The organism is Rouxiella silvae (assembly GCF_002093625.1).
Classification (GTDB): domain Bacteria; phylum Pseudomonadota; class Gammaproteobacteria; order Enterobacterales; family Enterobacteriaceae; genus Rouxiella; species Rouxiella silvae.
The window spans coordinates 1-9,389 of the sequence record NZ_MRWD01000099.1 but is presented as its reverse complement, the minus strand read 5'-3'; the positions used below and the strand labels follow the sequence as shown (position 1 = coordinate 9,389).

Here is a 9,389-nt window from a genome sequence, read left to right as displayed (position 1 = left end):
CTGCATAAACACCTATAATTAAACTTACTATAGCCATTCCCCAACCCTGATATGTAGCCCAATCCGTACCCATGTTTGTGTTCAGCCAATCAAGCATTTTTTACTTCCCATTTTTTAGTTTCATGACAAAATTATGTTTTGATAAATTTACTTACCTTTCCCAATTACGACGCTTTTTTGCAGCAGCTCTGTCGAGTAGAAAATAAGGGAAGAACTCATGAAAGTAAGGAACTAAAGGTTCACGAATGCCTTGCTCAATCTCTTTAGTCTCAACTTTGTCTCGTAAAGACATCAACAAATAATAATATGGCTGAAGAAAGGAAATAATTTCTGATGCTATACAAGGAGACACTTTAGTAACTTTCCAATTCAACAAATAAAGGTCTATATATGTCATTACCTGTCCATTTAGACCGAGGTAATTAGTATAGCCATAAAGTGCATTCTTATCAGACCATGCTATAATCTCATGCTCTAACTTTGTAATTGTTGACGAGGATATGTGTTTAAGGTAACAGCTTTCAATAATTTCGTTCCATGCCTTCAAAGGATCTTTTATGATCTTTTTATCGGCAACTATCGTATTAAGATTATAATAACGTGTCTCTTTACCAAAATCAGAAAGCATCGTTAATATCTCTGATTGTTGAAAATTTAGCACCCAATTACTAACATCGTGTTCATTATACTTTAATGCAATGGAGACGGCATTCTCGTGTAAGGATAGTATATCATGCCCTATTTTACTTAATTGTTTTACGGTAGGACGTTGAAATTCATTTTCAATCATATATTGAACAACATATATGATTTTGAAAAATCTCTCTAACCCAATGGACAGCTGGAAGAACGCATTATAAAAAGTGCCTTTATCGTGATATTTACATTTATTCAATGCAGTCAACCCACCCCGTAGGGTGGAGCTTGCGAGTAAAGACTCTACGGAAAATTGTTGAAACGATCTACCCAGCATACTGGTTCCTTCCATTGAATGAATAAACGTTATATCTAATTCTATCGGTTTTTCTGATGCAATGTTTATATTTAACCTAATTTATCGCCTTTAATCTTAAAATCACGGTAATTTTCACAACAAAGGCATTATGAACGTTAGCTCTAAAGAGCCTTGGAAAGCCTTAATAAGTTCTTGGATACCCCGATTTACTAATTTCGCATCCTGCTGGACAGACAGGCAATTCTGTCCATTTCCCGCCCCTGATGCGGCTTTTTTCCCCTTTGCACTATATCTAGTGGCTACTTCAGCTGCTTATGCCACAACATCTAGTGTTCTTCTCTGGCCATCACCGGCGATCGGTCCCCTGCCCCGTCGGCTCGCGACGTTCTCACCTTTTTCTCATTGGACTATACTTCTCTGATGGAATAAGTGTCCAGATATGAGAACATACGATCCCGATTTATTGCGCTGGCCCGCGCCCCGTGCGGTGCGTAAAATCACAGGCAGACAAGAAGGCGCGACGGCGGTCCGGATATTTTACTCGAGGACCAGTCCGCGTGCCGACACGGGTTGTTGGCGCGGGGGCCGGTCGGGCAAGCACGCCCCGCGTGCGCGGCAGGCTTTTCCTTTATTGCGGTGAACGGGCTGCACAATTAACAGGCAACGGAGATTGAAAAATTGCGAGACTTACCCCGCGAACTTTTTCAGAATTCACACAGCGCGATCAGCACGATTTCTCACCCCGCGAGCACCGACATGGCGCTGGCGCTGCGGATGCGCAACCTCGCCGCTGCCATGCCTGGCCACATCAAGTACCTGCTGCCGGTCGAGGTCTCGGCGCTGATCGCCTGCGCCCGCCATCTCAAGCAAAGAATGTTTCTGGACACGCTGTGGAACACCGGCGCACGGCTCAACGAAGCGCTGGCGCTGGCACCCAAAGATTTTCGACTTCAGCCCGACGCTGAACCGGCGGCGCGGCGCGGTCGCCTGGAAATACTTTCGCACTATCAGGCCAACGTCACGCTCATTACCCTGAAGGCACGAAGCCTTTCTTCTGGCCGTGGTAAAGGACGCGTGCCGACCGCTGAGCGGGAGAAGATCACGCAGGCCACGCGTATTGTGCCGCTGCTCGACCCCGACTATGCCAGGCGCATGGACGAATACTTGCAGACCTTTCACCGTGGTGAGAAGCACACCCAGCTCTGGCCTGTGTCGTCGCGCCAGACGGCGGCGAACTGGATCAACGCGGCGGTCGAGGAAGCGGCCCGCGCCGGTGTGCGCTTTTCGGTGCCGGTTACCTGCCATACCCTGCGGCACAGCTATGCCATGCACCTGAAGATGAACGGCCTCGATGACAAGACGCTGATGGCGCTAATGGGACACAAGTACGCGAAGAGTTTGCAGGTGTATACGAAGGTCTTTGCGCTGGACGTGCTGTCGGGCAGCACCCTGCGATTTACGCAGAGCGGCGAGGACGCGGTCGCGGAGCTGCGGGCGATGCAGCGCAGTTAGATGGTGACGTCATTAAATCATGATTTAATGACGACTGAGTGCGTGATGTTAAGACTATTCGTCGTTGGTGCTGTGGGTAGGGTCCGCCTTGTCGGCTATTTCTTGGCGTTTCATTATCGATTTTGCCCAGTTATAATTACGTTTAATAGTTATATCTGCTCGTCCCCGATTTAACTTTTTCAGGCTTCGTAGACAGGATGACTCTGGTGTTTCTTTGCCGTTCCACACATCCTGGTCAATTTTGAGTTCTCTACAAATTTTCCTTGTCAGCTCGGCGGTAAAGAGGCCCAATTCTGCATAGCGCCTGCGACGCAGCCGGAAATAAGTGCTCATATCAGGCAGATCAAATTCCCAATCCGTTTCCCGTAATTCCTTTTCGATTTGAAGCTGCCTGATATCAATGCTCTGAAGTTGATGAAGTCGTTTTGCTTTTAAAAACTTGAGCTCTCCTTTTACATTGGCCAGACCGAGAACAGGCGATTTTTGTTGTTCTTCACCTTCGCCATTTTCGGGGAAACCTGGCGGGAAACCACTATCCCATGCTACCCCTTCACATCCGGAGGCAAACTTGTCGAGTAAGAAAATTAGCTGGACTTCGACGTATTTTCGCTCTCTTCTTGATTTATTGCGTTCTACATATAGGTTTATCGCCTGTGGGAGTATGGCTGCTATGATGGCGACCCCTACGCCCCAGATTGTGATGTCATAGCCCAGTAATGTTACGTGTGTATCAGCCATACTTTACTCCTGAGTTTTGCACTTACTTTATAAACTAACGTACTGAAACGTGTTTTGCTGAGCAACTTTTTATAACAGGGTCATCAACTTATAGTGCATCCACGTCATCTGATCTCCGTATTGTCTATCGGTTTCGCTTTGCTTGCGTTGCAATTTCCTCGTAATGAACTTTTTCATATAGGTGCCCAAGAAGTACACAACAGACCGATATCGATGCCGGTAACTGCCTGCTTATCAAATGAAGCTCTCGAAGACAGCGGCAATCCTGCGTAAAGAACGCCAGTGTAATCCAGCCGAGTTTGCAGCTGGCCTCAACCAGTTGATAATGTTTTAGTCCTTATTACCCAACATTCAGACAATTTTCCTGGTTGGCAACACAGCGTCTAATGCCCTCCTATATCTAGATCTTAAGCGTTATAAAACTCACGTTTCTGCTCATCGTGTCTCACAAGTTTTTGGGAAGTTTCGGGGTAAATGGGAGTCCATTCCTCTTGTCCAGGTTTGCGCTTGATCATGAAAGAATGAAATCATGATTTCATTCTTTTAGACATCAATGGATAATCATGTATACTGAAATCATGATTTCAGTATAGTGATATTTCATGAAATCATGATTTAAATATAGTCTATATTTATCAACAACATGATTGGAAAAAAGAAGTCTGGTGCAAATAATGAAAGGGTGAAATCATGATTATCTCTTGTGTGGGACAAAAAGGGGGCGGGTCTAAAAGCACTCATGCACGCACTCTCTATGTTGGGTTCACAGATGCAGGATGGAAGACACATTTAGCTGATATTGACGAGAAGCAACAAACCTCACTTAAGTGGGCCCAGCGTCGAGAACAGGCCAATTTAGGTACAGTAGATTGCGCTCTGTATCGCAGAGTAGATACAGCCGTGAAGATGGCAGACAAGTTCGACTTGCTCATCATTGACGGTCGCCCAGCGGCAGAGACAACCTCTCTTGATGTAGCGGAAAATTCTGACCTGGTAATCATCTCAACGGGTACTTCGATTGATGACCTTGAGCCATCTCTTGAGCTTGCTCGCGAATTGATTAAAAAAGGTATCTCCAGGGAAAAAATCGTCTTCAGCGTAGCTAAATCGCCAAGTGACAGTGAAGGTCGTAAAGCAAAGGCAACAATTCAAGAGTGGAACTTTGCCGTGCTTGAAACGGTCATCCCGTTCAAATCAGGATACAGCAGTGCGCTCGATTCAGGCCGAGCCTTGTTTGAAACACCGTTTAAAACACTAAATGAGGTGGCTAAAAAGATGGTAGAAGAAATTCATGATATCATTAATTAATGTTATCATGATTTCATGAAATCATTTTTTCAGGAGTGTAACTATGGAAAAACCTAAGAGAAGTATTTCTAAGCTGGCACCACCGGCAGACAACGAGCCAACTTTAAATGTAACAGGTAAGGGAGCAGAACCCGATTTCGCGACTAAACCAATTCAATTTAAAGTCCCTATAAGCAAACACAAAGAAATGAAATCCTATGCGGCTGAACAAGGTATCTCGATGCGTGAGATGTTGTTGGAAGGGTATGAGTTGCTGAAATCAAAAAGAGGATGATTTAACATGTGTTTTCCTCATTGCTATTGACGATATGTGGGACGAAGTGCGGTAACTCACAGAGTGAGCAAGTACCATCCGAAAGGGTCCCAGGCTGTACCGCGATAACCCAGACATCTACCTAAACTCAAGTAGTGCAGAAAAGTCGACATGCAAGAGTCGACTTTTTTGTTTCTATCATTAGCAAGCAAGATTTCACAGCTTATCTTCAGATATCTCTGCGCCTTAGCTTGTGCGTAAAAATGATGGCTTGATCAAACGTCGGTCTCATTCGTATACTGTATATATCTACAGTAATAAGGCCCTCAACTATGTCTCTTTCACTTATAGAACCGAGCTCACTTTCAAATGCAGACTCCATCCCTTTCTATGCCGAATTAATCCAAGCAGGATTTCCTTCTCCTACGCAAGGGTATGATAAACAGGAGTTAAATCTCCATGACTATTGTGTAAAACACCCATCTGCGACTTATCTTTTGAGAGTTTCAGGGCGGTCTATGGAGGACGCTAGAATACACGATGGAGATGTATTAGTTGTGGACCGATCTCTTCCCCCTGAGCATGGAAGCATCGTCATTGCCTCATTGGACAACGAGTTCACAGTAAAGCGACTGGTATTAAGGCCAAGGCCGTGCCTAATGCCCATGAACCCTGCCTACAGCCCAATTTACTTTGACCCCGAGGACAACCAACTTGAGATCTGGGGTGTCGTTACATTTACGGTTATGAGTCATTTGCTATGTACGGAATAATTGACGTCAATGGGATGTTTGCCAGCTGCGAACAGGCTTTCAGACCAGACTTGGTTAACAGAGCTGTTGCCGTCCTGAGTTCGAACGACGGTAACATTATTGCAAGGAATCGGCTCTGCAAGTTAGCCGGTATAAAAATGGGCGATCCTTACTTCAAGGTAAGACCCCTAATCGAGAAACACAATGTGGCTGTCTTTAGTTCAAATTTCACGTTGTACGGGTCTATGTCCGCGCGGTTTGCCTCTGTTATAGAATCATTATCTGCTAATACAGAATGTTACAGTGTGGACGAAGTTTTTTTTACTGCTGATAATATTGAAAAGGTCATGAGTCTGGAGGAATATGGCCATCAACTGCGAAATGCAGTTAAATTACACACAACCCTAGTGTGTGGAGTTGGCATATCATATTCAAAAACCCTAGCAAAATTATGTAATTACGCTGCGAAGACATGGCCTGCATACGGTGGAGTTGTTGCATTAACAGACCGGCAAAGAATCAAGAAACTTCTAAGCATCGTTGATGTTTCAGAAGTATGGGGAGTAGGTCGAAGAATCGCAAAAACACTCTCTTTAATGGGAATTCATACTGCGCTCGATTTGGCCCAGGCAGACACAAATTTCATCAGGAAGAATTTCAACGTTGTTCTCGAGCGGACAGTAAGGGAACTGCGTGGGGAGTCATGCTTTGCGTTACAAGAACATCCTGCGACTAAGCAGCAAATTGTCGTATCTCGTTCGTTTGGGCAACGAGTGACGTCGTTAGATGAAATGCAGCAGGCAGTTACAGGCTATGCGGCCCAGGCAGCTGAAAGACTGCGTGGGGAGAAGCAGTATTGCAAGGCGATCAATGTATTTGTTCGGACCAGTCCATTCTCGGTAAATGACGTTCAGTATGGAAATCAAGCCACCGAGAAGCTGTTGACGCCTACTCAAGATACCAGAGATATTATTACAGCTGCTCAACGCGCCCTGGCGCGAATTTGGAAGGATGGAATTAATTACGCTAAAGCCGGTGTGATGCTTGCCGATTTCAACGGGCGGGAAGCGCAGTTAAACCTATTTGACGAATCAGCGCCGAGAGAAGGAAGTGATAAATTGATGGGATTGCTTGACCGTATCAACAGAGATGGAAGGAAACAGCTATTTTTTGCTGGTCAGGGTATTAATCCTGGTTTTAAGATGCGACGCGATTGGCTTTCGCCCGAATACACAACAAATTGGAAGGACATACCAAGAGCAAAAATAGGGTAACCTCATACTTTCATGCTTTCATGCTTTCATGCTTTCATGCTTTCATGCAATGATGAAAACATTCATCAAAAGGACTAAATAGTGTAATGCATCACCAATTGAGTGGCCGTGCTCCGGTTGGCATATGCAATCTTACGCTCCCTCGCTCACTAACTCGCATTGCTCGGTCGTTCGACTGCGGCTAGCGTTAGCTGTAGATAGGTTACGGCGTCACTTCAAATTTAGCCTCACTCTTTAGTTAATTATAATCTCGACATCATAACTTCTCATATAAATGCCTTTATGTTCTCATTTTTGATTAAAACTTAATCACTCTAACGAAATTTTGAGTAAATAATGTTGTAAATGGACGTATTTTATTTTAAAGTTACTCTTATGTTCTCGGTATGGAGTGTTATTTGAGAACTTAAATTCTCAAATGGGCAAACACTAAGAGAACGTTTAATCTCATATCTGGATTTATTTGCGAGGGCACTATGCGTATTTATATTGATGACGGTTCTACCAATATTAAAATGATGTGGAAAGGCGAGGACGGTAAAGCTCTACGGCACATGAGCCCAAATAGCTTCATCACAGGTTGGAGTGTCGCCTTCGGGAACAGTGACGCGGCAAACTATGAGATGGGCGAACGAAAATTTAGCTTTAACTCAAACAGCGCAAAATGCATCCGCACTACTGAGGTTGAATACCAGTACAGTGACGTTAATGTAATCGCAATTCATCATGCTTTACACACATCCGGCATTGAACCCCAGCCCGTAGAGATCGTGGTAACTTTACCATTATCAGAATATTACGATGCGGATATGCAGGCAAATAGGGTGAATATTGATCGCAAGATAACTAGCGTAACCCGCGCTGTTGCTCGTAATAAGGAAGAAGCGTTCATAATTACGTCAGTTACTGTACGCCCTGAGTCGATGCCAGCAGGCTTCAAAGATGCTCAGGTTCTGAAGCCTAACCAATCATTACTAATCATCGATATTGGCGGCACGACAACAGACGTCTCACAAGTTTTAGGTCAAATGAATGGGATTGTTCAGATCGAGTTTCTGACAAACGTTGGCGTTTCAATCGTAACCTCGGTAGTTAAAGCGGCGTTGGCAAAGGCAAATACTGAAGCCTCGGATTATATAATCAATGAAATGATCAAGAATCGCCATGACAGGGAGTTTATTGACGGCTGTATTAATGACGCAAGTCAGGTAGATAACGTAATCAAAGAGATTCAAAGTGGTATCAATCAATTATCCGAACAGGTGATGGAGGTAGTAAGACGTTTCCACGGTTTTACTGCTGTTACTGTTGCAGGCGGTGGGGCTATGATTTGTGGTCAAAATATCAAGTCATCCACTAATATTAGAGACGAGAGATTTAATATTTCTCATGACCCGCAATATGACGTTGTACAGGGTCTTTACGATATTGATATCGGGTGATAAATGGATAACAGAAGAAAAGTTACTTTCTATCTGAATCCTGACAAAAATGTCGCAGACAAGCGTGTCTGCGATTATTTGGAAGGGGTTCCACTTAAGCAACGCGGTGAGTTTAGCCGAAATGCTCTTTTTGCTGGATATCTTATTGCTCAAATGGATGAGAGAATCATAAAAGCAGTGAACCTATTGGCATCAGAAAATAGCAACTTTACGGACATGCTTAAAATAATTCAGGATGTAGTGCCAAACTTTGAATCGAATGCTTTGCATGTATCTCGAGTTGGAAGAAATGAAACAAGTAATATGTTAGAAAATACCCCTGGTACTGGCCAACAACATTCATTGACAAAGCAAGATATTTCCACAAGTGAAGACGTAACAAGGAAGAACGCCAAAAAATTATTCTGATTTTTATTGGAGGAAAAATGGAAGAGTTAAAAAGAAAATGGAATTATTTATTAGATAGCTTGGTTCCTACAGGTTCTAATGAAAAAAAAATCAGAAAGGTTGGTTCATCTTTCATGCTAGTAAGCGCGGTTTTTATACTTCCGCTTTTGCTCTTTAATCCACCAATCTGGGTAAAGGTTGTTCTACAGTTACTCTATGTCTTATGCCTTATAATTGGGGCTTGTGTCATGAAAAAGCTTGAGAGTCGGTGAAAAAATATAGATTTTTTTGGGCGCATGAACTGTATATGATGTTTCTAAAATTTCTCAATAAGGAAACAGAATGAGTGCGCCGTCAATAAGTGAAGTGAAGCGGATAAGACACAAGCTTAATCTAACACAGTCTCAAATGGCTCAGCTCCTGGGTATAACCCTCCGTGCCTATCAGAAGCGTGAAGAAGTCATGAAAACACGCAAAACTGAATTTGAAATGCTCCAACTCCTAGCAGGAGAACATGAGCTCTATGTAGTGTGTTCAAAAGACCCGTCAAAGTCACCTATTGAAGGCTGGGTCATGGATGATTCGACACATGAGGAACTTAGGGCAATACGTGAGAGTTTAGGTCTGACCATCGCTCAGATGGCAGAACTGACGGGTTATGCCAGATCCGGATGGAATACAAAGGAACTGCCTGATCAGGGCACCACCGTGCGCCCAGGTGAGTATAACTATTTAATGCTATTAGCTAATAAACACCCTAATCTCTAT

Annotated in this window: 11 protein-coding genes; 9 read left to right on the top strand and 2 right to left on the bottom strand. The window is 43.8% G+C overall.

Features of this window, described 5'->3' with window-relative positions:
- Nucleotides 1–151 precede the first annotated feature (151 nt).
- The gene (locus BS639_RS24035) at nucleotides 152–973 is read right to left on the bottom strand and encodes a hypothetical protein (protein WP_084984570.1); all 822 of its coding nucleotides are present in this window, start codon (nucleotides 971–973) and stop codon (nucleotides 152–154) included.
- Between the two features lie 738 nt (nucleotides 974–1,711).
- Between BS639_RS24035 and BS639_RS24030 the strand changes: the two genes are divergently transcribed.
- Nucleotides 1,712–2,467 (top strand): tyrosine-type recombinase/integrase, encoded by a 756-nt coding sequence (locus tag BS639_RS24030; protein WP_084984572.1) that lies wholly within the window; start codon nucleotides 1,712–1,714, stop codon nucleotides 2,465–2,467.
- A gap of 54 nt (nucleotides 2,468–2,521) precedes the next feature.
- Here BS639_RS24030 and BS639_RS24025 read toward each other — a convergent pair whose 3' ends face one another.
- On the bottom strand, nucleotides 2,522–3,205 hold the full coding sequence (locus BS639_RS24025) for a hypothetical protein (protein WP_084984569.1): 684 nt from the start codon (nucleotides 3,203–3,205) through the stop codon (nucleotides 2,522–2,524).
- 690 nt (nucleotides 3,206–3,895) lie between these two features.
- Here BS639_RS24025 and BS639_RS24020 point away from each other — a divergent pair.
- The 8 genes from BS639_RS24020 to BS639_RS23985 all read left to right on the top strand — a co-directional run.
- Nucleotides 3,896–4,513: a ParA family protein gene (locus BS639_RS24020; RefSeq protein WP_139804182.1), complete on the top strand. Its 618-nt coding sequence runs from the start codon at nucleotides 3,896–3,898 to the stop codon at nucleotides 4,511–4,513.
- 43 nt (nucleotides 4,514–4,556) lie between these two features.
- Nucleotides 4,557–4,787, top strand: coding sequence for a hypothetical protein (locus tag BS639_RS24015; RefSeq protein ID WP_084984568.1), 231 nt, complete (start codon nucleotides 4,557–4,559; stop codon nucleotides 4,785–4,787).
- A 311-nt stretch (nucleotides 4,788–5,098) separates the two neighbouring features.
- On the top strand, nucleotides 5,099–5,539 hold the full coding sequence (gene umuD / locus BS639_RS24010; protein WP_084984567.1) for a translesion error-prone DNA polymerase V autoproteolytic subunit: 441 nt from the start codon (nucleotides 5,099–5,101) through the stop codon (nucleotides 5,537–5,539).
- On the top strand, nucleotides 5,527–6,792 hold the full coding sequence (umuC, locus tag BS639_RS24005) for a translesion error-prone DNA polymerase V subunit UmuC (protein WP_084984566.1): 1,266 nt from the start codon (nucleotides 5,527–5,529) through the stop codon (nucleotides 6,790–6,792). The genes umuD and umuC overlap by 13 nt, the downstream gene beginning before the upstream one ends.
- Nucleotides 6,793–7,268: 476 nt before the next feature.
- Nucleotides 7,269–8,234: a plasmid segregation protein ParM domain-containing protein gene (gene parM / locus BS639_RS24000; RefSeq protein WP_084984565.1), complete on the top strand. Its 966-nt coding sequence runs from the start codon at nucleotides 7,269–7,271 to the stop codon at nucleotides 8,232–8,234.
- Nucleotides 8,235–8,237: 3 nt separating this feature from the next.
- On the top strand, nucleotides 8,238–8,642 hold the full coding sequence (locus BS639_RS23995) for a plasmid partitioning/stability family protein (RefSeq protein ID WP_084984564.1): 405 nt from the start codon (nucleotides 8,238–8,240) through the stop codon (nucleotides 8,640–8,642).
- 17 nt (nucleotides 8,643–8,659) lie between these two features.
- Nucleotides 8,660–8,893, top strand: a complete 234-nt coding sequence (locus BS639_RS23990) for a hypothetical protein (protein ID WP_084984563.1) — start codon at nucleotides 8,660–8,662, stop codon at nucleotides 8,891–8,893.
- A 70-nt stretch (nucleotides 8,894–8,963) separates the two neighbouring features.
- Nucleotides 8,964–9,389: helix-turn-helix transcriptional regulator (locus tag BS639_RS23985; RefSeq protein ID WP_084984562.1), on the top strand; the 426-nt coding region annotated here is incomplete at its 3' end.

Coding starts and splice junctions, on each gene's coding strand:
- BS639_RS23995 (WP_084984564.1), top strand. CDS start 8,238: ATGGATAACAGAAGAAAAGTTACTTTCTATCTGAATCCTGACAAAAAT.
- BS639_RS24020 (WP_139804182.1), top strand. CDS start 3,896: ATGATTATCTCTTGTGTGGGACAAAAAGGGGGCGGGTCTAAAAGCACT.
- BS639_RS24030 (WP_084984572.1), top strand. CDS start 1,712: ATGGCGCTGGCGCTGCGGATGCGCAACCTCGCCGCTGCCATGCCTGGC.
- umuD (WP_084984567.1), top strand. CDS start 5,099: ATGTCTCTTTCACTTATAGAACCGAGCTCACTTTCAAATGCAGACTCC.
- umuC (WP_084984566.1), top strand. CDS start 5,527: ATGTACGGAATAATTGACGTCAATGGGATGTTTGCCAGCTGCGAACAG.
- BS639_RS23990 (WP_084984563.1), top strand. CDS start 8,660: ATGGAAGAGTTAAAAAGAAAATGGAATTATTTATTAGATAGCTTGGTT.
- parM (WP_084984565.1), top strand. CDS start 7,269: ATGCGTATTTATATTGATGACGGTTCTACCAATATTAAAATGATGTGG.
- BS639_RS24015 (WP_084984568.1), top strand. CDS start 4,557: ATGGAAAAACCTAAGAGAAGTATTTCTAAGCTGGCACCACCGGCAGAC.
- BS639_RS24025 (WP_084984569.1), bottom strand. CDS start 3,205: ATGGCTGATACACACGTAACATTACTGGGCTATGACATCACAATCTGG.
- BS639_RS24035 (WP_084984570.1), bottom strand. CDS start 973: ATGCTGGGTAGATCGTTTCAACAATTTTCCGTAGAGTCTTTACTCGCA.